Origin of the sequence: Streptomyces sp. NPDC002896, from assembly GCF_040295225.1 — a bacterium.
Classification (GTDB): Bacteria; Actinomycetota; Actinomycetes; order Streptomycetales; family Streptomycetaceae; genus Streptomyces.
Window position 1 is genome coordinate 415,885 of sequence record NZ_JBEOVA010000004.1, and the last position, 25,756, is coordinate 441,640.

Here is a 25,756-nt window from a genome sequence, read left to right on the forward strand (position 1 = left end):
TCTGCGGCCTCCCGTCACGAAACCGCGTACCGGGGTCTACCCGCCAGTAGCCTTTGCTGACAAGCTGTCTACACGCCGGTCCTCCGAGCGGTCCCGACGGGCCAACTGAGCCTGCGCTCACGGGACTCCGGTGCGCCACCAGACGAGGAGTCAGCAGCATGGCCCAAACGGTCTCCTTTCCGGTCGAATCCCCCCATGGCCCCCGAACGGTGTCCCTCGCCTACACACGCGTGGGCGCGGGCGAACCGCTCCTCCTGCTGCACGGCATCGGCCACCACCGTCAGGCGTGGGACCCGGTGATCGACATCCTGGCGACCGAGCGCGACGTCATAGCGGTCGACCTGCCCGGCTTCGGCGAGTCCCCCGCGCTGCCCGACGGGCTGACCTACGACCTGTCCACCGTGGTGCCCGCACTCGGCTCGCTCTGTACGGCACTGGAGATCGAACGCCCGCATGTCGCGGGCAATTCGCTGGGCGGGCTGCTCGCCCTCGAACTGGGCCGCGAGAACCTCGTACGGTCCGTCACGGCGCTGGCGCCCGCGGGGTTCTGGACGGAGGCCGAGCGCCGGTACGCCTTCAGCACGCTGCTCGCGATGCGGCAGGGGGCACGGCTGCTGCCTGTCCCGATGATCGAACGGCTCTCCCGCACAGCGGCCGGGAGGGCCGCGCTGACCAGCACCATCTACGCACGCCCGGGCCGCCGTCCGGCCGAGGCCGTGGTCGCCGAGACGCTGGCGCTGCGCAATGCGACCGGGTTCGCCCAGACGCTCACCGCGGGGCGACAGGTGCTCTTCAAGGACGACGTTCCGGGACTCCCGGTCACCGTCGCCTGGGGTACGCGCGACCGTCTGCTGCTGCACCGCCAGGGCGTCCGCGCCAAGCGCGTCATCCCCGGTGCGCACCTGGTACGGCTGCCCGGATGCGGACATGTCCCGATGAACGACGACCCGGCGCTCGTCGCTCGGATCGTCCTGGACACCAGCAACTGAGCCCTTCGGACTCGGCCTCAAAGTCCCTCAGCCGACTCCCCAGCCAACGCTTGGGGAGTCCTTCAGGAGGTGCCCCCGGCGGGCTGGATTTCCAGCCCGCCGGGGGCCTTCGCGCAGCCACGGCCACCGACGACCGCAGCGCCGCGCGTCCTGTTCCCCTATGCCTGCGGCGAGTTGTTCACTTGGGGTTTGTGTGTGCGCTGCGGCGCCCGAGTAGTTGTGGCATCGCACCTTGGTCCGAACCGTCACTGGAGGCCATCCATGACTCACAACCCGACCCCCGGCCGGCGCTCCGTGCTGCGCGGCTCCCTCGCCGCGTCCGCCGCGCTGGCCCTGCCCTCCGCGGGCGTCCTGGCGTCCGCGGTGCCCGCTCAGGCGCTGTCGGGACGGCCGCGTACCGCCTGGGGAGTGCAGGCGGGAGACGTGACCGCCTCCACGGGCCTGGTGTGGGCGCGTTCCGACCGGCCGGCGCGGATGATCGTGGAGACCGCCGCCACCGAGTCCTTCCGCAATCCGCGCAGATGGCAGGGCCCGCTCCTCGGCCCGGACACGGACTTCACAGGTACGGTTCCGCTGCGCGGCCTGCCGCCCGGCGAGCAGATCCACTACCGCGTGACGCTGGCCGACCCCGAGGACTACCGCCGCACCGGCGAGCCGGTGCCGGGCACCTTCCGCACCGCGCCCGCCAAGCGGCGCGCGGGCGTACGGTTCCTGTGGTCGGGCGACATCGTGGGGCAGGGCTGGGGCATCAACCCGGACATCGGCGGCCTCTACGCGTACGAGGACATGCGCCGCCTCGACCCGGACTTCTTCCTGAGCAGCGGTGACAACATCTACGCGGACGGGCCGCTGTCGTCGACGGTGACGCTGCCCGACGGCCGTGTCTGGCGGAACGTCACCACCGAGGAGAAGTCCAAGGTCGCTGAGACGCTCGCCGAGTACCGGGGCAACTTCCGCTACACGCTGCTCGACGAGAACGTACGCCGGTTCAACGCGCAGGTGCCGACGATCACGCAGTGGGACGACCACGAGGTCCGCAACAACTGGTACCCGGGCCAGATCCTCACCGACAGCCGGTACACGATCAAGGACGTCGACACGCTGGCCGCGCACGCCCGTCAGGCCTTCAGCGAGTACTTCCCGATCTCCACGCTGCCCTCTACGGGCGAGGACGGCCGCGTCTACCGGGTCGTGAACCACGGCCCGCTGCTGGACGTCTTCGTGCTGGACATGCGCACCTACCGCAACGCCAACTCGCCCGACCGCCAGCCCGACGACACCACAGGCATCATGGGCGCGGAGCAGCTGAGCTGGCTGAAGAAGGAGCTGTCGCGTTCACGTGCGGTGTGGAAGGTGATCGCCGCCGACATGCCGCTCGGCCTTGTCGTGCCCGACGGCGCGACGGACTTCGAGGCCGTCGCGCAGGGCGACCCGGGCGCGCCGCTCGGCCGTGAGCTGCAGATCGCCGAACTGCTGCGTTTCATCAAGCACAACCGGATCACCGGCACGCTGTGGCTGACCGCGGACGTACACCACACGTCGGCGCAGCACTACGACCCGTCGCGCGCGGCCTTCACGGACTTCGAGCCGTTCTGGGAGTTCGTCTCGGGTCCGCTGGCGGCGGGCGGCTTCCCCGCGAACGCGCTGGACGGCACCTTCGGCCCCGACCGAGTCTTCGTACAGGCGCCGACGACGGGCAACGTGTCTCCGATGGAGTCCCCGCAATACTTCGGCGAGGTCGACATCGACGGTGACAGCGGCGAACTGACCGTCCGGCTGCGCGCCACGGGCGGTTCGGTGCTGTTCACGAAGGTGCTGCAGCCGGGGCGCGTGGGGCAGTAGCCGGTCCGCACCGACGAGCCTCGCGACCGTCCGGTCCGACGTGTGCGGCGGGTCGCCCGCTCAGGGCGCCCGCCGCCACTGCTCCGTACGGCTGACAGAACCCGCACCCCCCTGAGCGCGCCGTGCGCTGCCCAGGCTGCCCCACACTGTCCTGACCTGCGGCTTTACGGCATGCGCCATTGAATGTGAAACCACTGCAAAAAGGACAGTTCTCGCTTTACCCCTCAGTCACAATCCGTTCGTGATCACGCAACACCTCTCCTTCACAGTGGATGCATGAAGCGAGAGATGTCTGACGTAACCCGTGCAAAGCACGGCCGTCCCGTTCACCACTGGCGGCGGGACGTGGTCGAACTGGCGGCACTGTTCACGGCCGTTGCGGTGGCCGACGGCGTGGCGAACCTGGTGGGGCACGGGCCCGACGGCCCCGCCCTGCTGGTGGTCTCGGCCGTCGCACTGATCGCCACGGCGGCGTTCCACACATGGTGGTCACGACGCCACGGCCACGCTCCTCCGACAGGCGATACCGGCACCCGGCCGCTCGCCACCGCCGAGCAGACCGGGCCCTCAGCAACCGGGGCGACCGCCGCCACCGGGCTGTCCGCTCCCGCGGCACCGTCCGCCGACACGACGACGCTGTGGCGGATGCGGACCACCGTCCGGGACGAGCCCGGATCGCTGGCCGCGCTGTGCACCGCGCTCGCACACCACCAGGTCGACATCCTGAGCCTGCAGACGCATCCGCTGGCACAGGGCACCGTCGACGAGTTCCTGCTGCGTGCTCCCGCCGAGCTGCCCGCCGGCGAGATCACCCGCGCCATCTCCCGAGCGGGCGGCACCGACATCTGGATCGAACGGGCCGACGCCCACGATCTGGTGGACGCCCCGACCCGCGTCCTGAGCCTGGCCACGCGTACCGCCCTGGACGACGCCGAACTGCCGCTGGCGCTACGCCAGTTGCTCGGCAGGTGCACGATCCGCTCACTGCCCGCCGCCTCGGCCGACAACGGCACGAGCGAGACCGCTCCTGTCGAGGGGGCTCTCGAGGACACCGTGATGCGGCTGCGGGCGCCCGAAGGCGGGGTGATCACGGTGGAGCGGCCATATCTGCCGTTCACGCCCACCGAGTTCGCGCGCGCCCGCGCGCTCGTCGAGCTGGACACCCGGCTGGGCCCGCGCGTGCCGCGCAGCAAGGACGTGCTGACGCTGCCGCAGGGCAGCGCCATAACGGTACGCAGGGCCGGCACCGCCGACCTCGAGGCCGCCAAGGCCATGCACGAGCGGTGCTCCAAGCGCACCCTGAACATGCGGTACCACGGCCCCGTCGGCGACGCCGACCGCTACCTCAACCACCTGCTCAGCCCGCGCTTCGGCCGCACCCTGGCCGTGGGGACCGACGCCGGCCGCATCGTCGCCCTCGGCCATCTCCTGTGGGACGGCGACGAGACGGAGGTCGCGCTGCTCGTCGAGGACGAGTGGCAGGGCCGCGGCATCGGCAGCGAACTCCTCGGCCGCCTGGTCACGATGGCCGTAGAGGCGGGCGCAGAGAGCGTGTACGCGGTCACGCAGGCCTCCAATACGGGGATGGTCGCCGCCATGCGCGGCCTCGGACTGCCCCTCGACTACCAGATCGAGGAGGGCACGCTGGTGATCACGGCCCGCCTCGACGCGACACCGGTGCGTTCGCGGCTGCCGTACGACCACGCGAACGGGATCGGCCAGGACCCGGAGTTCGCACGGGACCGGCGGTACTGACGCGACCGGCGCTCACGAGGTGCCGGCGCTACGACCCACAACTGGAACGGATGGGCGGGGCGGCCAGAACCGGGCCGCCCCGCCCGGCCGTTCACTCACCCCGGTCCCCGCCGAGCGCACGCTCCAGATCGCGCCACAGGTCGTCGACGTCCTCGAGGCCGACCGACAGGCGCAGCAGCCGGTCGCTGACGCCGCACGACCGGCGGTCGTCTGCGGCCACGAGCCGATGGCTGATGGACGTCGGGTGCTGGATGAGCGTGTCGACGCTGCCGAGGCTGACGGCCGGAGTGATCAGCCGTACCCCGGCGATCACCTCGTGCGGGTCGCCACGTACCTCGAAGGCGACCATGGCACCGCCGAGCCGCGGGTAGTGGACACGGGCGACGCGCGGATCGGCGGCCAGCCTGCGCGCCAGTTCCGCCGCCGTCGCCGATGCCGCACGCACGCGTACCGGCAGGGTCGCCAGTCCCCGCAGCAGCAGATAGCCGGCCAGCGGATGCAGTACGCCGCCGGTGGCGAACCGCACCTGCCGCAGGCGGCGCGCGAACTCCTCGTCGCAGGCCACCACTCCGCCCAGTACGTCGCCGTGCCCGCCCAGGTACTTGGTGGCGCTGTGCAGCACCAGCCGCGCGCCCGACTCGGCAGGCCGCTGCAGCACGGGCGTGGCGAAGGTGTTGTCAGCGAGCAGCGGCACGGAGCCGCAGTCGTGCGCGACGGCGCGCAGGTCGACTTCGGCGAGCGTCGGGTTGGCGGGCGACTCGACGAGTACGAGGCCGGTGTCGGGCCGCAGGGCGTCCGCGATTCCGGCCGGGTCGGTCCAGGTGACCTCCGAGCCGAGCAGCCCGGCGGTCAGCAGATGGTCGCTGCAGCCGTACAGCGGGCGCACGGCGACCACATGGCGCAGGCCGACGGAGCTGCGCACCAGCAGGACCGCGGTGAGCGCGGCCATGCCGCTGGCGAAGGCGACCGCACTCTCGGTGCCTTCCAACCGCGCGATCGCCCTCTCGAAGCGGGCGACGGTCGGATTGCCGAGGCGCCCGTAGACAGGCGTCCCGGACGGCTCGGTGCCGTCGGCTGCGAACGCGTCGATCCGGGCGGCCTCGCCACGGCTGTCGTACGACGGGTAGGTGGTGGACAGATCGATGGGGGGTGCGTGCAGGCCGAGCGCGGCGAGGTCGTCGCGGCCGGCATGGACGGCTTCGGTGGCCAGCGCCCGGACGGCCGCGGAGCCGGACGTGGGGACTCTGCGTGCGGTGTCGTCTGCGATGTCGGTGTCCATGGGCGACAGCGTGAACAACGGCCGGGGTCTTGGCGCAGTACACCGTGCTACGTTCGGCCGATGCCCGAATCTGTCGTACTCGATCCGGTGGATCTGCACATTCTGCGGCTCCTGCAGAACGACGCACGCACCACGTACCGCGACCTCGCCGCGCAGGTCGGCGTCGCGCCCTCGACCTGCCTGGACCGGGTGGCGCGGCTGCGCCGCTCGGGGGTGATCCTGGGCCACCGCCTGCGCCTGGACCCGGCGAAGCTGGGGCGCGGCCTTGAGGCGCTGCTCTCGGTGCAGGTGCGCCCGCACCGGCGGGAGCTCGTCGGGCCGTTCGTCGAGCGGATCCGGGCGCTGCCGGAGGCACGCACCGTCTTCCATCTCACGGGCCCGGACGACTACCTCGTCCATGTCGCCGTGGCCGACGCGGCGGACCTGCAACGGCTGGTGCTCGACGAGTTCACGGCACGCCGCGAGGTCGCGCGCGTCGAAACCCGGTTGATCTTCCAGCAGTGGGAGTGCGGCCCGCTCCTGCCTCCCGAACCTGCGTGAACGCCGGCCACGTCACCCTCGAACCGCCGTGACGCCCGAATCCCCATGACGCGCCCCGGTGCCCCGTACGAGGATGGCCGTATGTCAGAGACCACGAGCCAGAGCCAGAGCCCGCTGCCCCGTGAGGTCGCCGACGCCTACGTCGACGAGCTCATCGCCCTCGACCCCGTGACCGGCACGTATCTCGGTGTGAAGGAGAGTTCCAGCAAGCTGCCCGACTACTCCCCCGCGGGCCAGGAGGCGCTCGCGGAGCTCTCCCGGCGCACCCTCGCCCGGCTCGACGAGGCCGAGCGCCGACCCGGCGCGGACAACGGTATCGAGCGCCGCTGCGGAAAGCTGCTGCGCGAGCGGCTCGCCGCCGAGCTGGCCGTGCACGACGCCGACGAGGGGCTGCGTGCCGTCAGCAATCTGTCCTCGCCCGCGCACTCGGTGCGCACGGTGTTCACCGTGACGCCCGCGCAGACGGAGGAGGACTGGGCCGCCATCGCCGAGCGGCTGCGTGCCGTACCGGCCGCCCTGGAGGGCTACCGCGAGTCGCTCACGCTCGGTCTGGAACGGAAGTTGTACGCGGGTCCGCGCCCCACCGCGACCTTCGTCGAGCAGCTGTCCGAGTGGGCGGACACCGGCTCCGGTCGCGGCTGGTTCGAGGACTTCGCCTCCGCAGGGCCGGACGCAGTGCGGGCCGAGCTGGACGAGGCCGCGGGCCAGGCCACCGCCGCCGTCGCCGCCCTGCGCGACTGGATGCGCGACGTGTACGCGCCGACGATCGAAGGCGCGCCGAACACGGTCGGCCGGGAGCGGTACGCCCGCTGGTCCCGCTACTACAACGGCACGGACCTCGATCTCGACGAGGCGTACGCGTACGGCTGGTCCGAGTACCACCGGCTCCTGGGCGAGATGAAGGCCGAGGCCGAGAAGATCCAGCCCGGTGCGGCCACGCCCTGGGTGGCACTGGCCCATCTCGACGAGCACGGCACGCACATCGAGGGCGTCGACGAGGTGCAGCGCTGGCTCCAGGGCCTCATGGACGAGGCGATCGAGACGCTGGACGGCACGCACTTCGACCTCGCCGAGCGGGTACGGAGGGTCGAGTCCCGTATCGCTCCGCCGGGGAGCGCCGCGGCTCCGTACTACACGCCTCCGTCGGAGGACTTCTCGCGCCCCGGGTGCACCTGGCTGCCGACCATGGGGCAGACGCGCTTCCCGGTCTACGACCTGGTGTCGACCTGGTACCACGAGGGTGTTCCCGGCCACCACCTCCAGCTGGCGCAGTGGACGCATGTCCGGGAAGACCTGTCCCGCTATCAGGCGAGCGTCGGCGGAGTGAGCGCCAACGTCGAGGGCTGGGCGCTGTACGCGGAGCGGCTCATGGACGAACTCGGCTTCCTCACCGACGCGGAGCGGCGGCTCGGCTACCTCGACGCGCAGATGATGCGCGCGGCGCGCGTCATCGTCGACATCGGCATGCACCTGGAGCTGGAGATTCCGGCGGACTCGCCATTCCACCCCGGTGAGCGCTGGACCCCGGAGCTGGCCCAGGAGTTCTTCGCGGCGCACAGCAGCCGGCCGGCGGACTTCGTCGAGAGCGAGCTGACCCGGTACCTGTCCATCCCGGGCCAGGCCATCGGCTACAAACTCGGTGAGCGCGCCTGGCTGCTCGGCCGCGAGAACGCCAGGAAGCGGCACGGCGACGCCTTCGACGCGAAGGCCTGGCACATGGCGGCCCTGTCACAGGGTTCGCTGGGCCTCGACGACCTGGTCGACGAGCTGTCGAACCTCTGAGCCGGCCCCGACCATCCGGTGGCCCGCGCACGTCCGTACAGGCGGACGCGCCCGGGCCGCCGGTGCGTGGACGCGCTACCTCAACGGCGGAAGCCGCCCTCCGAGTTGATGACCTCGCCCGTGATCCACTCGGCCTCGTCCGTCGCCAGCCAGGAGATGAGCCGGGCCGGGTCGTCGGGCATGCCCCACCGGCCCGCCGGGAACATGGCGGCGATCCTGTCGTACGCCTCGCCTGACAGGTAATCGGTGTCCACCGGGCCCGGGTTGACGGTGTTCACGGTGATCGCGTACGCGGCGAGCGTCGTCGCGAGGGAACGTGTGACGGAGGCCAGGGCGCCCTTCTGCAGCCCGTACGCGATCTCACCCGCCATACCGCCGGCGATGTCCTGTCCCGACGTCATCATCACCACCCGCCCGCCCGGTGTACGGGGCGGGAGTTCGGCGCGCAGCCGGGCGAAGGCCTGGACGAGCAGGATCACGGACCGCGTGTCGACCGCCCAGTGTGCGTCCAGCATCCGGGCGTCGATCGTGTCGAGAGGTCCGTCGTCACCGCTGAGCGCGTGGTTGGCGACGAGGATGTCGAGGCGGCCGCCGAGCGCCTCGGCGGCCGTACGGACGAGCTCGGCCGGGGCCGCGGGATCGGACAGGTCGCCGGGCCTGTCGAGAACCCGGGCGTCGGGGTCGGCCCGGGCCTCCCGTACCCCGGCGACGACGTCCTCCGGCCGGTCGGCGCCCCAGGGCCGGTCGGCGTCGTGCGGCACGTGGTGGTGCAGATAGACGCTCGCCCCGTACGCGGCGAGGCGGCGGGCCACTGCGTACCCGATGCCTCCGCGGCGGCTGGCACCGGTGACGAGCGCGGTGCGGCCGCGCAGCGGAAGCGGGTCGCGGCGCAACTGTGCCGCGGTGGGTTGCGGAAGTCGGGGCATGCAGATCATGGTGCGCTCCGGTACCGCCGTCGGCACGCGATTTTCGGGTCGCCGCGCCACCATCGAGCGGTGGCCGCCGCCGAGCGACCGGGTAGGGGCGTGCCCCTCAGCACCCGCAGTCGTCCCCCTCCACCGGCGCCGTCAGCGGGTCGGCCGAGCGCTGGTCGGGGCCCTGCCAGGTCTCGTATGCGAAGCCCTCGCGGACCCAGTACTCGAAGCCGCCGAGCATCTCCTTGACCTGGTAGCCGAGTTCGGCGAGGGCCAGTGCGGCGCGCGTCGCGCCGTTGCAGCCGGGACCCCAGCAGTACGTGACGACGGGCACGGACCTGTCGAGCAGCTGCTCGGCCTGCTGCGGTATGAGTGCGGTCGGCAGGTGGACCGCGCCGGGCACATGGCCCTGGTCCCAGGCCTCGGTGGACCGGGAGTCGACGACGACGAAGCCGGGGTCGCCGGCGATCGCGGCCGCCACGTCGGACACGTCGGCGTGGAAGGCGAGACTCGCGCCGAAGTACGCGGCGGCAGCGGCGGGCGATGCCGGGGGCACCCGCAGAACCGGGTTGGTGGCTGCCGTGCTGATGCCGGAAGTAGGGCGGGTGGCGGTCATGGTGTCGGTCCTCCGCAGGGTCTGGGGTTCTGCTGCCTGGGCGTGAGCAAATCTACGGTTCATGATCGTCACGCTGAAGGCACGATTCCCGGCATCCGGCTTGATCGGCCGAGGATTCCCCTGGTATCTCTCGGCCATGACCGGTTATTCCACGGACGCCACCGACTGGCGCATCCTCGAGGCCCTGCAGCACGACGGCCGCGCCAGCTACGCGGAGCTCGCGCGCGCCGTCTCCATGTCCCCGAGCGCCGTCACCGAGCGGGTGCGCCGGCTCGAGGAGGCGGGCGTCATCCAGGGGTACGCGGCCGTGGTCGACCCGGAGCGGGTCGGCCTGCCCATCCTCGCGTTCGTCCGGCTGCGCTATCCGAACGGCAACTACAAGCCGTTCCACGACCTGGTCGCCGCGACACCCGAGATCCTCGAGGCCCACCACGTCACCGGCGACGACTGCTTCGTGATCAAGGTCGCCGCACGCTCGATGAGCCATCTCGAGGAGATCTCGGGCAAGATCGGGGCGCTGGGGTCGGTCACCACGAGCGTCGTGTACTCCTCGCCGCTGCCGCGCCGCCCCGTCACACGCTGATCCCGGGGCGTCTGCGCTGTAGGCCGGCCCTGATCGTCCCGGCTACCCGCTGATCGCGCGCTGCCGCAGCACCGACCCGGACCTGCCCTTGACGACCTCCAACTGCGCGTGGACACGGCGGCGCAGATCCGCGACATGGCTGACGATGCCGACGCTGCGGTCGCGCTCCCGGAGGGAGTCGAGGACGTCCAGGACCTCGTCGAGCGTCTGGTCGTCGAGGCTGCCGAAGCCCTCGTCGATGAACAGCGTGTCGAGGCGGACCCCGCCCGCCTCGTCGGTCACGACGTCGGCGAGGCCCAGCGCGAGCGCGAGCGACGCGAAGAAGGTCTCGCCGCCGGAGAGCGTGGCGGTGTCGCGCTCGCGGCCCGTCCAGGCGTCGACGACATGCAGGCCGAGGCCCGAACGGCCGCGTCCCGTGCGGTCGTCGGAGTGCACCAGCGTGTACCGGCCGGACGACATGCGCTGCAGCCGCGCGGTCGCGGCGGCCGCGACCTGTTCGAGGCGGGCGGCGAGCACGTACGACTCGAGGCGCATCTTGCGCTCGTTGTCCGCGGAGGTGCCCGCCGCGAGCCCGGCGAGGCGGGCCACGCGATCGTACTCGTCGCGCAGCGGCGCCAGTCGGCGGACCGATGCCGCGCACCTCGTGGACAGCCGGTCCAGTTCGGTGCACCGCCGTGCGGCCGCGTCCCGCGCGGACGCCGCGTCGCGCACCCGCCGGTCGGCCAGGTCGGCGGTCTGCTCGACGGCCCGGACGTCCGCGGGCGGCAGGTCGGCAGCAGCGGACGTGTCGGGTTCCGCGAGGACGGATCGTACGGCCATGTCCTCGTGCTGCCAGGCGTCGATGCGGTGCTGGAGCTCGCGGTGCTGTGCGTCGTCGAGCAGGGCGGTCGCGGCGGCCTCCGGCGTGTCGAACCCGGCGCGGAAGGCGGCGTCGGCGAGTCGCGCGTCGGCGTCCTTGCGCCGCTTGGCGGTCTCCTCGGCGGTCCTGGCGGCGTCGGCGGCCTCGGTCAGCATGGCCGCCTGCCGTTCCAGCTGGGCGGCCCTTGCCGCGACGCTGACCGCGGCGCCGCGCGCTTGGGCCAACTCCTCCTCCAGCGAAGCCCTTTCGCGGTCGAGGAGGTCGCGCCGGGAGGCGCGCGACGCGGCCCGCTGCCCGGCCTCCTGCCGGGCGGCGAGCCTGCGCTCGTGCTCGCGCCCGGCCCGGTCCAGTGCCTCACGGGCCGGGTGCAGCCCGGACGCCAGGCCGCGCGCCTCCGCATGCTGACGCTGCAACTCCTCGTAATCTTCGGCGAGTTGAGACGTGGTGGCGTCACCCGCCGCCTCCGTGGCGGCGGCGAGCTGTGCGCGTACGACACCCAGCCGCTGCTCGGCATCGGCGCGTGTGTCGTCGGCGCGGCGGTGGGCGGCCAGCGCGGCGTCCTCGGCCTGCTGGTCGACGTGGCCTGCGGCCTTCGGGGCGGGCGCGGGGTGTTCGGTGGCGCCGCAGACGGCGCAGGGCTCGCCGTCGGTGAGGTTCGCGGCGAGCTCGGCGGCGATGTTCTGCAGGCGCTGTTCCTTGAGCGTCAGCCAGTGCTCGCGGGCGGCTGTGGCACGCTCACGGGCGGTCATGGACCGCTCATGCGCCTCGGTGGCCTCGGCGGAGAGCTGGTCGCGGCGTCGGGCGGCGGCCAGCCTGTCCCGAGCCGGCTCGAGCCGACCGGCGAAGTGCTCGGCGCGCGTCGCCGCCTCCTGGGCGGCGTCGATGCGTCCCTGGAGGGCGGCGCGTGTCTCGTCCCACCCGTCGAGCCAGCTCGCCGCGTCCTGGAGGATGTCCTCGTCGGCACGCTCCTGGCGGTCCAGTTCGGCGCGCTCGGTGGCCACTTCGGCCAGGCGCTGGTCGGCTCGGCGGGCCGAGTCGAGGCCGCCGAGCTCCTCGGCGGCCTTGCGGGCGGCGGCCGCGAGCCCGGACGCACCGGCGTCCGCGAACCTCTCGGGCAGTGCGGCACGCGCGCGTGCCTCTTCCGCAGCGGCCCGGCGGTGCTCGCGCTCGGCGGCCTCGCGCAGGTCCAGCGCGGGTGCCACCGCCTCGGCCTTGCGGCCGCGCTCCATACGGGCCCGGTACATGCGGTACTCGTCCGCACGCGCCTCCAGCCGCTCGGCCCGTTCGCGCGCCTCGGCGAACCGGCGCTGCAGCCGGGCCACTTCCCGGGCGTCGGCGAGCTGCCGCTGTACCGCGGCCCCTGCCGACTCGGCGGCCGACAGGGCGGCGTGCGCGATGGTGAGCCGCTCGCGGGCGCCGGCGCGCGCGACGGCGGCCCAGGCCAGCACGGCCTCGGCAAGACCCGGGTCGCCGGGCGCCAGGTCGGGCAGGGTCAGCTCCACGCGGTCCCCCGCGGCCTGCTGCATACGGTGCGCGTCGGCGAGCAACTGCGTGTCCCCGTCGCGCACTTCGGCCTCGGTGCCGCGCCGCCGCTCGGCCAGGCGCTGCTCGACGGCGGCGAACCTGCCGGTGTCGAAGAGCCGCCCGAGCAGCTTGCCTCGCGCTTCCGCGTCGGCCCGCAGGAAGCGCGCGAAGTCGCCCTGGGGCAACAGCACGACCTGGCAGAACTGCTCCTTGCTCATGCCGATCAGCTGGCTGATCTCCTCACCGATCTCCTGGTGGGAGCGGCTGAGGTCCTTCCAGGAGCCGGCCGTGGCGTCGTACTCGCGCAGCCAGCTCTGCGCCTTCTCCGTCGTGGTGCCCGTGCCGCGCTTCTTCGGGCGCTCCCACGGCGGCTGCCTGGTGATTTCCAGCCGGCGCCCAGCAACGGTGAGTTCGAGGCACACCTCGGTGCGGGTGGCGGGTGCCGCGTGGTCGCTGCGCAGGTTCGTGCCCTGGCCTGCGGCGGCCTGCCGGGCACCCGGTACCGAGCCGTAGAGCCCGTAGCACACGGCGTCCAGAACGGACGTCTTCCCGGCACCGGTCGGGCCGTGCAGCAGGAACAGCCCGGCGGCCGACAGGTCGTCGAAGTCCACCTCCTGAGTGGTGCCGAAGGGCCCGAAGGCCGTCATACGCAGCCGATGCAGCCTCACCGGGCCACCTCGCGCCGGCCCGTGCTCTCGCGCGATTCCCCGCCCGAGCCCCCGCGCCGGCCCTCGCGCACGCCGTCCTGCAGGACCGCGTCGTCGGCGCGCACGGCGTCGAACGCGTCCCGCAGCACCTCGCGTTCCCGCTCGTCGGGTCCCGCACCGCGCACATGGGCCACGAAGTCCTCCGCGATCTGCTGGTCGCTGCGCCCCTTGAGGCGCTGCCCGTACGACACGTCCGGGTCCTCGGGGGCCCGGTCGGGCTCGAAGACGAGGCTGAGGGTGTGGGGAAAGCGCTCGGTGAGCCGCGCCATGGGCTCGGCGGGGCGCACCGGGTCGGTGAGGGTTGCCTCGACCCACGCCTCTGCGTGGCGGGCGAGTCCCGGATCCTCGAGCAGTTCGTCCAGCCGCCCCCTGATGCGGGCGAGCGCCCGCGGCACCGGGCAGTCGACGCGCTCCGTGCCCAGCTCGCCGGCCGGCCCGAGGTCGACGAGCCACATGCTCTTGCGGTGGTCGGCCTCCGAGAAGGAGTACGGAAGAGGAGACCCCGAGTAGCGCACCCGCTCGGTGATGGTCTGGCTGCCGTGCAGATGCCCGAGCGCCACGTAGTCGACGCCGTCGAAGACCCCGGACGGCACGGAGGCGACGCCCCCGACGGTGATGTCGCGCTCGCTGTCGCTGGCTTCGCCGCCGGTGACGAAGGCGTGCGCGAGGACGACGGACCGGGTGCCGCCTGCGCGCGTAGCGAGGTCGGCGCGCACCCTGTCCATGGCGGCCGCCAGCACCGCCTCATGGCCGGGCTTCTCGACCCCGAACTCGTCCTTGACCAGTGCCGGTTCGAGGTACGGCAGTCCGTAGAACGCCACGTCCCCGTGCTCGTCCGGGAGGACCACGGGAGTTCCGGCGGCGGCCGGCTCGGTGCGCAGATGGATGCCCGCGCGGCCGATGAGTCCGGCACCGACACCGAGGCGGCGCGCGGAGTCGTGGTTGCCCGAGATCATCACGGTGGGCACGCCGAGCTCCGCGAGCCGGTGCAGTGCGTCGTCGAACAGCTCGACGGCCGCGAGCGGCGGCACCGCCCTGTCGTACACGTCTCCCGAGACGACGACGGCGTCCACGTCGCGCTCACGCACGGTGGCGACGAGGTGCCGTATGAACTCGGCCTGGGCATCGAGCATGCTCACGCGGTGGAACGCACGGCCGAGATGCCAGTCGGAGGTGTGCAGGATTCTCACAGCACCACTCCGACCTGCATGTTTTCCGTTCCTCCGCCCCCGAGACCAGCACGATTCCGGCACGGGCACCACTGTCAGCAGCGGCCACGCCGGTGTCGGCCGGCACCGCGTCCCTCACCGACCTTAGTTTGCCACCCGGCCCGAGCGACCACGGGCGGATGGCTCACCCCGATGGCAGTTTCGTCCTCGTCGCGGTGCGGAACGGCCTAGGAACCCTGCCGTGGACAGCGGAATCATCGAGGAGACAGAGGTGACCTGCGGGCCGTTCCGCGGGCTCTTCCCCACTGGCTGACGTGATGGATGCCACGCGCGCGTGCCGTGAGCGCACGTTCAGATCACTTTCCCGAGGGACGCAGGAGACCTGTTTCGTGATGGCCATGTCCGCTGCCGCGAGTGAATCCACTGATCCGACGGTCAATGTGGTGGGCCTGCGCACCGCCGACGACTCGGGCCTCGTCGCGACGGCCGCTGCCCGGCCGCTGCTGAGCTGGCGGCTCGGTTCGGAGCGCTCGTCCGCCCGGCAACGGTGCTACGAGGTGCAGACCGCGTCCGACGACGGCTTCCGCAACGGGGTGGCCGGCAGCGGGGTGGTGCACTCGGAGCGCCGGCAGGACGTGGTGATGGCCGGTCCCGCGCTGCGCAGCAGGGAGGTGCGCTGGTGGCGGGTGCGGGTGTGCACCGATCGCGGGTGGACGGCGTGGAGCGACCCGGCACGGGTGGAGGCCGCGTTGCTGGAGCGGTCGGACTGGCCGGCCCGTCCCATCGCGCTCGGAAGCGAAGTGGGCCACAGCGGGCCAGGCCCCGCCCCGGTCTTCCGCCGCGAGTTCCACCTGCCCACGCACGTACGGACCGCGCGCCTGTACGTCACCGCGCTCGGCGTGCACGACACCCGCGTCAACGGCCTGGCGGTGAGCGAAGACCTGCTGGAGCCGGGGTGGACCAGCTACGGACACCGCCTGCTGTACGCCACGTACGACGTCACTCCGCTGCTGAAGGCGGGCGCGAACGTCATCAGCGCCACGGTGGGCGACGGCTGGTACCGGGGCACCCTCACGTGGCTCTCTCCGCCCAAACGCAACGTCTACGGCGACGCCTCGGCCCTCCTCGCCCAGCTCGAAGTCACCCTCGCCGACGGGCAGCGCCTCGTGGTCGCCACCGACGGCACCTGGCGGGCGGCGACCGGGGATGTGCTGTCGGCCGGGCTGTACGAGGGCAGCGTCATCGACCTGCGCCGCCGCCCCGAGGGGTGGCAGCGGCCGGGATTCGACGACAGCGCATGGTCTCCGGTCGAGCTCCTGGACCTCCCTCCCGCGCTGGAGCAGCGGACCATGCCCGCCGTACGGGCCGTGGAGACCCGGCGCCCGGCCCTTTCCCCGGCCCCGCGGGGCGGGCTGCGCGTCGATGCAGGGCAGAACGTCACCGGGTACCTGCGGATCACGGCCGAGGGCGCCGAGGGCCGGGCCGTGACCGTACAGCACGCCGAAGTGCTCGACGCCGCAGGTCAGTTGCACACCGCTCCACTGCGGGGCGCCACCTCCACCGACCGGTACGTGTTGTCCGGCACCGGGCCCGTACAGCTCACCCCGCAGTTCACCTTCCACGGCTTCCGGTACGCCGACATCACCGCGGAGCCCGGCGTGACGATCAGCGACGTGGAGGTGGTCGTGGTCGCATCGGACCTGGCCCGTACCGGCCACTTCGCCTGCTCCGACCCGGACGTCAACCGCCTGTACGAGAACACCGTCTGGTCCCAGCGCGGCAACTTCCTGTCCCTGCCCACCGACTGCCCGCAGCGTGACGAGCGTCTGGGCTGGACCGGCGACATCCAGGTGTTCGCGCCCACGGCCTGTCACACCTTCGACAGCCGCTCGTTCCTCCGGAACTGGCTGCGCGACCTGGTCGCGGACCAGCGCGCCGACGGCTGCGTGCCCCACGTCGTCCCCAATGTCCTGCACCTCCTGGGCGACGAGGACTGGGAGTACGGCAGCGCCGGCTGGGGAGATGCCGCGGTGACCGTCCCCTGGGCGCTGTACGAGGCGTACGGAGACCTGGACGTACTGGAAGGCCAGTACGACTCGATGCGCGGCTGGGTCGACTGGTGCGCCGGCCGTCTGGACGCCGACGGCATCTGGTCGGGCGACTTCCACTTCGGCGACTGGCTGGACCCGGGCGCCCCTCCGGACCGGCCGCACGAGGCGACCACGCCGACCGAGTTCGTGGCCACATCCTGTCTTGCCCACAGCGCCCGGCTCCTGGCGCGGGCCGCGCGGATCCTCGGACGCACGGACGAAGCGGACCGCTACGCCGAGTTGGGCGACCGCGCGGCGCAGGCGGCATGGGGCAGGTACGGGACGGTGGCTGCCACCACACAGACCGGCTGTGCGATCGCCCTCCAACTCGGCATCGCGCCCGCCGCCGACCGAGGGCGGATCGGCGAACACCTCGCCGGTCTCGTACGCAAGGCAGAAGGCCGGATCGCCACCGGATTCCTGGGCACCCCTCTGGTGCTGCCCGCGCTCACCGCCACGGGACACCACGATGAGGCGTACCAACTGCTGCTCAACGACCGCTGCCCAGGCTGGCTGCACCAGGTGCGGCACGGCGCGACAACCGTGTGGGAACGGTGGGACGCCATCGGCGAGGACGACGCCATCCACGCCGGCGGCATGGACGGCGGCGGGTCGATGATGTCCTTCAACCACTACGCGTACGGCGCGGTCGCCGCCTGGCTCTACCGCACGGTGACCGGCCTCGCCCCCGATCCGGACGCCCCCGGCTACCGCCGGATCGTCTTTGCACCCGTACCGGGCGGACAACTGACCTGGGCACGCGCCGAGTTGAGCACTCCTTACGGCACTGCGGCGATCCGGTGGGAGGCCGACGGGTCGTCGTTCACCGCGGACGTCGAGATACCCGTCGGCGCGTCGGGTGTCTTCGTCCTTCCGCCGGGGACGTGGTCCGCCGTCCGTGCCGATGCCGCACCAGTGGCGGCCACCGGCCTGCGCCTTTCCGGTGCGCACGGCCGCAGCGCGCTGACGCTCGGCGCCGGCCCTCACCGCCTGACGCTGACCTCCTGACGGCTCACCGCGTGACGACTCATCGCGTGGCGGCTCACCGCTGAGGACTCACCGCCTGGTGGCTCCCGCCGTCCGCGAACCTCTTCCGGTAGGCGGTCGCGCTCAGCCCGGCATGGGCGCGAAACCGGCGGGCGAACAGGTTCGGGTCCGGCCAGCCGACCTCCCGGCCGATGCGCCCGACCGGGAGTTCGGTGTGCAGCAGCATGGCCGCGGCCAGCTCCACGCGATGCTGCGACAGATAGGCCATGGGGGGCTGCCCGGTGACCGACTTGAACAGGCGCGTCAGATAGCCCGGTGACAGGTGAAGCTCATCGGCCAGCTCCGGCACCGTCCACGGATGCGCGGGCCGCTCCTCCAGCAACCGCATGGCCCGTACGACGGCGGGGTGCGTCCGCCCTCGCGCCTCCGGACGGTCCGGACACTCCGCGGCCGCTGCGCGCGCCAGTACGCCGAGGAGCAGGGACAGCAGGCCCATGAGGTCGGCCCGGTGCAGCCCGACCGACGCGTGCCGCAGTCCGTCCAGGGCGTCTAGATGGCTCCGGCTCTCGGCGAGCGCCACCGCGTCGAGGCGGAAGCCGAGCAGCCCCCTGCGGTGCGCCGAGCGCGGCCCCGTCCACAGCAGATGGCCCAGCAACGGGTCGTCGCGCATCCACGCCAGCTCGCGCCGCAGCAGCTCGGTGCTGAAGCAGCAGTTGTAGATCTCCAGACCGCGGCAGTCCTCGTAGCCGTGCCAGACCCCCGGCCGCAGCAGCAGCACGTCTCCGGCCCCGAGCCGCCGACGACCCCCCAGCGCGTGGTGCACGCCGTCGCCGCCGATGACGACCACGACCTCCACGAAGCTGTGCGTGTGCGGCGCAAGGGTGCCCTCGTGCACGTACTGCCCGGCATACACCGGCAGACCCTCCGTGAGGAAGAGCATGCCCTGCGCCTCATCCACCGGTGCCTGCCCCATGCGACCTGTATACACAGCCACCCGGCCGAGTGGGCAAGCGGTCGGCGGGGATGACGGCCTGCGGGCAGGCGCGGCCCACGCCCTCCAAGGGGGTGCGTCGGATGGTGCGCTACCGGCGGCGCCAGGGCAGCACCGCCGGGTCAAGCTCGGCGGTCTCGACGCGGTGCAGGGCGTCGCTGATCGTTTCGCCGATCTCGGCGAGTTGCCGCACCTGTTCGGGGGTGAGGGCGTCGAAGACGGCCCGGCGTACGGCCTCCACGTGGCCGGGAGCGGCCTGGTCGAGCAGGGCGTGGCCCTCGTCGGTGAGGATGGCGAGCTGGCCGCGGCCGTCGGCAGGGTCCTCACGCCGGTCGACGAGGCCGGCCTCGCGCAGCCGGTTCACCGCGTGGGTGAGCCGGCTGCGGGTGATCTTCAGGCGCCGGGCCAGGTCGGACATGCCCAGGGCGTGGTCGGGCGCCGAGGAGAGGTGGGCCAACAGGCTGTAGTCGGCGTGGGTCATGCCGGCGTCGCGCCGCAGCTGCCGGTTCAGGTAGTCGGTGAGCAGGGTGGAGAAGTCGACATAGGCCAGCCAGGCCCGTTGCTCCTCGGCGTTGAGCCAGCGTGACGTCGTGGGCATGGCCACACCCTACCGCCCATCCGTTTGAAGCTTCAATCGGATTGGTAGCGCGCACCCCTCGCGTCGCGTGACGCGGCTGGGTGCCGCGGTCCGTCAGGCGTCCCCGTACGCCTCTCCGCCCAGCTCGAACCCCGCCGTGCCCGCCGTCGCATCGGCGAGCCAGGCGCGGAAGGCCTCGACATCGGCGTCCGGCAGCCCGATCTCGATAGTGACCGCCTCGCCGTAGCGGACGTCGCGGACCTCGCGTCCCGTCGCCCGCAGATCGTTCTGGACCTTGCCGGCGCGCTGGTGGTCGACGGTGACTGTGGCGAGCCGGAAACGCCTGCGGGTGACGGTGCCGAGTGTGTCGAGCGCCTCGCCGACCGCTCCCCCGTAGGCGCGGATGAGTCCGCCCGCGCCGAGCTTGACCCCGCCGTAGTAGCGGGTTACCACGGCGACGACGTAGCGCATGTCGCGGCGCATCAGCATCTGGAGCATGGGCACGCCCGCGGTGCCGCCGGGCTCGCCGTCGTCGCTCGCCTTCTGCACGGCCGCGTCGGCGCCGATGACGTACGCGTAGCAGTTGTGGGTGGCGTTCGCGTGGTCCTTGCGGACGCGGGCGACGAAGTCCTGGGCCTCCTGCTCGGTGGCAGCGGGCGCGAGCGCGCACAGGAAGCGCGAGCGGTTGATCTCGATCTCGTGCACGCCCTCGCGGCCCACCGTGCGGTACTCGTCCTGCATCGGGCCAGCGTATGCGGTGCGCGACCGCCGCAGGGCCGGCGGTACGGAGCGTGACGGCACGCGCGCGTGACGGAGGGGGCCGCCACGCGCGCGTGCCGCGACCGGCGCCTGCCCTGCAGGTCAGGTCAGGTCAGGTCAGGACAGGGACCGGGGACTCACTTCGCGTACGCCAGCGTGCCGAAACCGGTCTGGTCGTAGCCGCCGCTGGTCGAGCCATAGTCCCCGCCGCCGCCCTCGGGGTAGACCTGCGCCGCCATGCGGGAGATGTACGGGACGGACCGGTTGCGGCGCCTGGCGTAGTGGTAGTGGAGGATCTCCCACACCGGCCGGAGCTGCCCGCGGCTCGCGGACGAGATCACGGTGTGCTCGCTGTACGCGCAGTTCTGGCCGGTACCCCAGGTGTACTTGGTGAACGGGACGTCCTCACCGAGGTTGTACTTCGCGACGTACTGGGCCGCTTTCTCGAAGCGGCGATTGTCGTAGTCGTACAGGTCCTCGCCCTGGTTCCAGGCCATCTCGCAGAAGGCGCCCATCTGCCCGATGCCCATGACGGTGTGGCCCTGGTCGCGGCCCGACTCCTGCCACTGGGCGAGCCCCTGGCTGTCGTAGACGAAGGGGATGGCGTTCTTGATGGCGCCGTTGCCCGCACCGTTCTTGAAGTAGTTGACGGCCTGGTCGTACTTGGCGGCGTCGTCGCACAGGATCCCGATCGCCAGGATCGAGTTCATGTTGCACAAGTCCCAGTTCGCCCAGTAGTTGGTGATGCAGGCGTCGTTGTGCCCCGTGAGGAACTGGTTGTTCAGCGGGTAGAACACGTTGAGCATCATCCGCTTGAAGCGTTCCAGGTCGAACCCGGAGTAGCCGCGCATCAGCTCGGCCGCGTTGGCGAACTGGTAGCCGTAGATGCCTGCGGCGAGGAACCGGTCGGCGTTCCCGGTGACCGAGGTCAGCGTGGCCGACCAGGCGTTGAGGATGTTCCGGGCGCAGTCGCCGTGTGCGGTGGAACCGGTGACCCACCACCGCAACGCGTTCTGGTAGGCCGCGTGGATGTCGTTGTAGAGGATCCCGTAGTTCTGGCCGGTGCCGCCGCGGATGATGGTGGCCTGCGGGTTGGGCGTCCAGGTCGACTGGGAGTGGGAGTTGGCGGTCAGCCGGTTCCAGCCGGAGAGCCAGGGATCGGTCCCTGCGGCCACCCGTACCTTCGCCCGGTTGAGGTCGCCCCAGATGTGCAGCATGCCGGGGTGCGTGAAGGTGGCCGGGGCAGCGCCCGCGGTGCCGCCGGTGAGGGCCGTGGTGGCGGCGCCCGCAGCTCCGGCGAGTGCGAGCCCGCCGGCGGCCTTCAGCATCCCGCGACGACTGATACCGCTGGCTAAGTGCTTTCTGTGCGTGTTCGTGCGGCTCACGTGTCTCTCCTGTCTGGTGGGGGTCGGACTTTCGGAGACGTGCGTGCCGTTGGGGGGCCACCCCGGTGTGGCGCAAGATCACACCGGGGTGGCCCGGTCCTTGCCGCGCGCTGCGGCCGCGGGCGATCAGGTCATGTGCGCCACGTGGCGGAGGCCGCCGAGCAGATGGGCGCGGAAGTCCGGATCGTCGTAGGCCTCGGCGGTGTGGCCGAGCGCGGTGTAGAACACCCGGGCGCCGCCGTACTCGTGACACCAGACGAGCGGATGGTCGTCCCCCATCCCCCCGTCCTCGTACGAGGACTCGTCGGCACAGGCCAGTACGCGCACGGCACCGCGCGGACTGGCCCGGAAGTCGTACCACTCGTCGGTGAACGCCCACATGGCGTCCAGGTGGCGAGTGGCCGGGTGCTCCTTGTCCTCGATGGTGAGGACGCCTGGCTGCAGCTCGGGGTGGCGGGCGAAGCGTGCGCCAAGCAGCTCGCCGTAGAACGGCCAGTCGTACTCGGTGCAGGCTGCCGCGTGCACACCCATGAAGCCGCCGCCGGAGGCGCAGTATCCCTTCAGCTGCTCCCTCCCCCGCGGTGTGAGGACTTCACCGCTGGTGGAGAGGAACACCACAGCCGCGTACCGGTCGAGCCCGCCATCGAACGCCTCCGGCTCCTCCGTCGCCTGGACGTCGAAACCGTTTTCCGCACCGAGCTCCTGGAAGGCACGGATACCGTCCGGGATGGAGTCGTGCCGATAGGCGGTGGTACGGGTGTAGACGAGGACTTGGGGCCGACCGTGCGGCATGGTGATGCTCCAGAGAGGCAAGCGTGTGGGGGAAACCGGTGTCCATGATGGCGGCACCCGAGACAACCGGCACCACCCGGTACCGAACCGAAAATTTCGACCGCGCCACCGGAAGCGGCGATAGTCCGGAGCCGCCCGGCGGCAACGGGGGCCACAGCGCCCGGTCCGCGTCACTTCCCGCGGCGCCGGGTCGACCCCCTGACGACGATGTGGGTGCCCAGCACCTGGTGCTGGCTGTCGGGCAGCTCGTCGCGGTGGAGCGCGAGGCGCACGGCGGTACGGCCCAGCTCCTCGTGCGGCACGTTCACCGTGGTGAGCTGCGGATACATGTCGAGCGCCACGGGGATGTCGTCGTATCCGGCCACCGAGACGTCCTCGGGCACGCGCACCCCGCCCTCGCGCAACGCCTGCAGCACGCCCGCGGCCACCATGTCCGTGGCCGCGAAGATCGCGCTGAAGTCGGCCTTGGAGGCGAGGAGTTCCCGGGTGGCCTGATAGCCGTAGCTGCGTGAGAAGACGCCGTCCTTGATCAGCCTGGGGTCGGGGCTGAGGCCCAGCATCTCGTGGGCGCTGGCGAAGCCCTGCAGGCGCTCCCTGCTGGTGGACAGCTGGGGTATCCGGCCCAGATAGGCGATCCGCCGGTGGCCCTGGCTCAGCAGATGCGTGGTCATGGCGAAGGCGCCGCCCTCGTTGTCGTACTCGACGACCGTCGCGGGCACCCCGTCCCCCAGCGGCGGACGGCCCACCAGCCCCAGTCGCGAGCCCGCCCGGTCCAGGGCGTGCGCGAAGTGCGTCATCCGGTCCTGGTAGGCCTTGTCCTCCCAGGCGCCGCCCACGACGATCACGCAGTCGGCCCGCTGCTCCCGCATCAACTCCACGACGGCGAGGACGCGTTGGGGGTCGCCGTGCGTGGTGCAGAGCATGCACAGCCGGCCCTCGGCCGATGCCTGTTCCTCCACTCCGCGCGCGATATGGGCGTAGAAGGGGCCGGTCACGTCGTCGACGACGAAGGCGACCGTCTTGTTCGTGGAGCCGCCCAGGGCACGGGCATGGGCGTTGACCACGTAGTCCAGTTCGCGCATGGCCTTGAGGACCTTGGCGCGGGTCGCCGTGGCCACCGGATACGTGCCGCCCAGCACGCGGGACACCGTCGACGGCGACACACCGGCGCGCTTGGCGACATCCCTCACCGTCGAGGCCTCACCGCCGGACATACCCCCCGGTCTCCCGGCTGTCCCTGCCACTTTGCCTCTCCTCGCCCCAGAGGTCCATCCCCGTCGGCGCTCACGATAGTGCAGCTCGGGCGTGGTGCAGCCGCAGAAGTACCGCCGAGTACGGTTCCGGCAGCGACACCCGCAGCCGGGAGCCCGCGTGGTCGAGCTCCACCCTCGACGACGGCCCGTGGACCAGCGTCACGGCGCGGCACGCAGGTCCGTCTCCGGGTCGGCCAGGCGTACGGTGAGCTGGTCGTCCGCCGTCTCATGGCTCTCGTAGCGGAGCCGACGCGACACCAGACCGTCGACATGGCGCTTGCCGGACGTGCCGGTGCGGCCGTGCCCGGCGAGCTCGACCTCGACGAGCGGCAGCGCCGCGCGGCCGGCCGAGGCGGCCGGGGCGATCCGAGCGTCTGCGGGGCCCAGCCCGATGAGCAATGGCCTCCGGCTCGGGATCGGTGACGGCATCAGCTGTCGTCGTACAGCAACCGTCTATAGCAACCGGTCTCTACGCTAGGCGTGCGCGAAGCGGAGGGTCAATGGACTTGAAGTCGAAAGCAGCCCGGTCCAAGTACGCCTGCGGAGCCGACTACGCCGGATCGACCGTTAAAGCACACAGCGACCGGTTTCCATGGTGGGACACGAAAGGGGCGGGCAGCACGCATGCTGCCCGCCCCTTCGGCAGAGAACAGAAACCGGCCTCGACTACCCCAGCAGCTCGTCCAGCTGGGCGAGTTCACCCTCGTCGAAGGGCGGTACGTCCAGCACGCCCAGGTTCTGGTCCAGCTGCGCGACACTGCTCGCCCCGATGAGCACGGAGGTGACGCGCGGGTCACGCAGCACCCAGGCGAGGGCGAGCTGCGCGAGCGTGTTCCCGCGGTCACCCGCGAACTTGTTGAGCGCGTGGAGCAGAGCCACCTTCTCCTCGGTGAGGGCGTCTCTCTTGAGGAAGTGACCGATGGCCATCCGCGAGTCGGCGGGCACACCGTCGAGATAGCGGTCGGTCAACTGGCCCTGCGCGAGCGGCGAGAAGGCGATGACACCGGCGCCAGCCTCGGCGGACGCGGCGATCAGACCGCTGCGCTCGATCCCGCGGTCCAGCATGCTGTACGGGTGCTGGTTGATCAGCAGCGGCGTCCCGAGCTCCTTGAGCACCGCCGCGGCCCGCACCATCTGCTCCGGGCTGTAGTTGGACAGTCCCGCGTACAGCGCCTTCCCCTGGCGCACCGCGGTGTCGAGGGCGCCCACGGTCTCCTCGATGGGGGTGTCGGGGTCCGGGCGGTGCGAGTAGAAGACGTCGACGTAGTCGAGGCCCATGCGCTCCAGCGACTGGTCCAGGCTCGCGAGCAGGTACTTCCGCGAACCCCACTCGCCGTACGGCCCGGGCCACATGTCGTAACCCGCCTTGGTGGCGATGAACAGCTCGTCCCGGTACGGGCGGAAGTCCTGCGCGAAGATCGTGCCGAAGTTGGCCTCCGCGCTGCCGTAGGGCGGGCCGTAGTTGTTGGCGAGGTCGAAGTGGGTGACGCCGCGGTCGAAGGCCCGCCGCAGCACGGCGCGCTGTGTCTCCAGCGGAGCGGTGTCACCGAAGTTGTGCCACAGACCGAGCGAGACCTTGGGCAGCAGCACCCCGCTGCGGCCGCAGCGCTGGTACTGCATGCCGGAGTAGCGGTCGTCCGCGGCAAGGTAAGGGGCGGGTTTCACGGGACTCTCCTGTCGTGCTCCGAGCGGCCCTCGGGGCTGGTGTGCGGGTGGGTCGGGTGGCCGGCCCGGGCGTGCGGGGTACATCTTGCGCCGAAAGGGCGGGTGAAGGAAACCGGTTTCGCCGACCGATCGGCACCGGCTCGCGAGCAGAGGGAATCGCCAGAGGATCCGCGATGTTCTGCGCAGAGACCAAACTCGCGGCGCAGAGGAGACAGGACGTGTACGGCGATCCGGCAGTCGTTCGGAAGATGCTGACCGAACTGGGGGACACCTGGGCCGTGGTGGGCCTGTCCAACAACCAGCGCCGCGCGGCCTACGGCGTGGCCGGCGTCCTGCAGCGCTACGGCAAGCGCATCGTCCCCGTCCACCCGAAGGCCGAGACGGTGCATGGCGAGAAGGGGTACGCCTCTCTCGCCGACATCCCCTTCGACGTGGACGTCGTGGACGTCTTCGTGAACTCCCACCTCGCCGGGGCGGTCGCCGACGAAGCCGTGGCGATCGGTGCGAAGGCGATCTGGTTCCAGCTCGACGTGATCGACGAGGCCGCGTACGAGCGGACCCGCGCCGCGGGCCTCGACATGGTCATGGACCGCTGCCCGGCCATCGAGATTCCGCGGCTGGGCTGAGGCCGGGTCTCGGGCGGGGTCGCGGCGCGGGCGGGTCCGCCCGTTCGGCCCGGGTCCGCCCGTTCGGCCGTT

Annotated in this window: 21 protein-coding genes; 8 read left to right on the top strand and 13 right to left on the bottom strand. The window is 71.8% G+C overall.

Features of this window, described 5'->3' with window-relative positions; all coding sequences use genetic code 11:
• Positions 1-158 precede the first annotated feature (158 nt).
• The 3 genes from ABT009_RS09020 (at position 159) to ABT009_RS09030 (ending at position 4,586) form a co-directional block, all read left to right on the top strand.
• Positions 159-989: an alpha/beta fold hydrolase gene (locus ABT009_RS09020; RefSeq protein WP_351291130.1), complete on the top strand. Its 831-nt coding sequence runs from the start codon at positions 159-161 to the stop codon at positions 987-989.
• Between the two features lie 261 nt (positions 990-1,250).
• Positions 1,251-2,831 (top strand): alkaline phosphatase D family protein, encoded by a 1,581-nt coding sequence (locus ABT009_RS09025; RefSeq protein ID WP_351291132.1) that lies wholly within the window; start codon positions 1,251-1,253, stop codon positions 2,829-2,831.
• 288 nt (positions 2,832-3,119) lie between these two features.
• A complete protein-coding gene (locus tag ABT009_RS09030) occupies positions 3,120-4,586 on the top strand; it encodes a GNAT family N-acetyltransferase (RefSeq protein WP_351291134.1) in 1,467 nt (488 codons plus the stop codon).
• Between the two features lie 91 nt (positions 4,587-4,677).
• Here ABT009_RS09030 and ABT009_RS09035 read toward each other — a convergent pair whose 3' ends face one another.
• A complete protein-coding gene (locus tag ABT009_RS09035) occupies positions 4,678-5,865 on the bottom strand; it encodes a trans-sulfuration enzyme family protein (RefSeq protein WP_351291136.1) in 1,188 nt (395 codons plus the stop codon).
• A gap of 60 nt (positions 5,866-5,925) precedes the next feature.
• Here ABT009_RS09035 and ABT009_RS09040 point away from each other — a divergent pair, with 60 nt between their 5' ends.
• On the top strand, positions 5,926-6,405 hold the full coding sequence (locus ABT009_RS09040) for an Lrp/AsnC family transcriptional regulator (RefSeq protein WP_351291138.1): 480 nt from the start codon (positions 5,926-5,928) through the stop codon (positions 6,403-6,405).
• 81 nt (positions 6,406-6,486) lie between these two features.
• Entirely contained in the window at positions 6,487-8,187 is a 1,701-nt protein-coding gene (locus ABT009_RS09045; RefSeq protein WP_351291140.1) for a DUF885 domain-containing protein, read from the top strand.
• Between the two features lie 80 nt (positions 8,188-8,267).
• Here ABT009_RS09045 and ABT009_RS09050 read toward each other — a convergent pair whose 3' ends face one another.
• Positions 8,268-9,113: an SDR family oxidoreductase gene (locus tag ABT009_RS09050; protein WP_351291142.1), complete on the bottom strand. Its 846-nt coding sequence runs from the start codon at positions 9,111-9,113 to the stop codon at positions 8,268-8,270.
• Positions 9,114-9,219: 106 nt separating this feature from the next.
• Positions 9,220-9,717, bottom strand: a complete 498-nt coding sequence (locus tag ABT009_RS09055; protein ID WP_351291144.1) for a rhodanese-like domain-containing protein — start codon at positions 9,715-9,717, stop codon at positions 9,220-9,222.
• 136 nt (positions 9,718-9,853) lie between these two features.
• On the opposite strand from ABT009_RS09055, the gene ABT009_RS09060 reads away from it, so the two are divergent.
• The gene (locus ABT009_RS09060) at positions 9,854-10,300 is read left to right on the top strand and encodes an Lrp/AsnC family transcriptional regulator (protein WP_351291146.1); all 447 of its coding nucleotides are present in this window, start codon (positions 9,854-9,856) and stop codon (positions 10,298-10,300) included.
• A 42-nt stretch (positions 10,301-10,342) separates the two neighbouring features.
• On the opposite strand, the gene ABT009_RS09065 is transcribed toward ABT009_RS09060, so the two are convergent.
• Both ABT009_RS09065 and ABT009_RS09070 read right to left on the bottom strand, forming a co-directional pair.
• Positions 10,343-13,351 (bottom strand): AAA family ATPase, encoded by a 3,009-nt coding sequence (locus ABT009_RS09065; RefSeq protein WP_351291148.1) that lies wholly within the window; start codon positions 13,349-13,351, stop codon positions 10,343-10,345.
• Complete coding sequence (locus tag ABT009_RS09070) at positions 13,348-14,580, bottom strand: exonuclease SbcCD subunit D (protein ID WP_351291150.1); 1,233 nt, start codon at positions 14,578-14,580, stop codon at positions 13,348-13,350. The genes ABT009_RS09065 and ABT009_RS09070 overlap by 4 nt, the downstream gene beginning before the upstream one ends.
• 371 nt (positions 14,581-14,951) lie before the next feature.
• On the opposite strand from ABT009_RS09070, the gene ABT009_RS09075 reads away from it, so the two are divergent.
• Positions 14,952-17,657, top strand: a complete 2,706-nt coding sequence (locus tag ABT009_RS09075) for a family 78 glycoside hydrolase catalytic domain (RefSeq protein WP_351291152.1) — start codon at positions 14,952-14,954, stop codon at positions 17,655-17,657.
• A gap of 34 nt (positions 17,658-17,691) precedes the next feature.
• Here ABT009_RS09075 and ABT009_RS09080 read toward each other — a convergent pair whose 3' ends face one another.
• The 8 genes from ABT009_RS09080 to ABT009_RS09115 all read right to left on the bottom strand — a co-directional run bounded on the left by ABT009_RS09080 (position 17,692) and on the right by ABT009_RS09115 (position 25,013).
• Positions 17,692-18,609 carry an AraC family transcriptional regulator gene (locus ABT009_RS09080; protein WP_351291154.1) on the bottom strand — a complete coding sequence of 306 codons (918 nt, stop codon included), beginning with the start codon at positions 18,607-18,609 and terminating at the stop codon, positions 17,692-17,694.
• 109 nt (positions 18,610-18,718) lie between these two features.
• Positions 18,719-19,225, bottom strand: coding sequence for a MarR family winged helix-turn-helix transcriptional regulator (locus ABT009_RS09085; protein WP_351291156.1), 507 nt, complete (start codon positions 19,223-19,225; stop codon positions 18,719-18,721).
• 93 nt (positions 19,226-19,318) lie between these two features.
• Positions 19,319-19,945, bottom strand: a complete 627-nt coding sequence (locus ABT009_RS09090) for a YigZ family protein (protein ID WP_351291158.1) — start codon at positions 19,943-19,945, stop codon at positions 19,319-19,321.
• 155 nt (positions 19,946-20,100) lie between these two features.
• Positions 20,101-21,348 carry an alginate lyase family protein gene (locus ABT009_RS09095; RefSeq protein WP_351291160.1) on the bottom strand — a complete coding sequence of 416 codons (1,248 nt, stop codon included), beginning with the start codon at positions 21,346-21,348 and terminating at the stop codon, positions 20,101-20,103.
• Between the two features lie 126 nt (positions 21,349-21,474).
• Positions 21,475-22,140: a ThuA domain-containing protein gene (locus ABT009_RS09100; RefSeq protein ID WP_351291162.1), complete on the bottom strand. Its 666-nt coding sequence runs from the start codon at positions 22,138-22,140 to the stop codon at positions 21,475-21,477.
• 170 nt (positions 22,141-22,310) lie between these two features.
• Positions 22,311-23,354 (bottom strand): LacI family DNA-binding transcriptional regulator, encoded by a 1,044-nt coding sequence (locus ABT009_RS09105; protein ID WP_351291164.1) that lies wholly within the window; start codon positions 23,352-23,354, stop codon positions 22,311-22,313.
• 198 nt (positions 23,355-23,552) lie between these two features.
• On the bottom strand, positions 23,553-23,822 hold the full coding sequence (locus tag ABT009_RS09110; protein WP_351291166.1) for a hypothetical protein: 270 nt from the start codon (positions 23,820-23,822) through the stop codon (positions 23,553-23,555).
• A gap of 237 nt (positions 23,823-24,059) precedes the next feature.
• Positions 24,060-25,013 (bottom strand): aldo/keto reductase, encoded by a 954-nt coding sequence (locus ABT009_RS09115; RefSeq protein WP_351291345.1) that lies wholly within the window; start codon positions 25,011-25,013, stop codon positions 24,060-24,062.
• Positions 25,014-25,276: 263 nt separating this feature from the next.
• On the opposite strand from ABT009_RS09115, the gene ABT009_RS09120 reads away from it, so the two are divergent.
• Positions 25,277-25,684, top strand: coding sequence for a CoA-binding protein (locus tag ABT009_RS09120; protein ID WP_351291347.1), 408 nt, complete (start codon positions 25,277-25,279; stop codon positions 25,682-25,684).
• Positions 25,685-25,756: the final 72 nt, after the last annotated feature.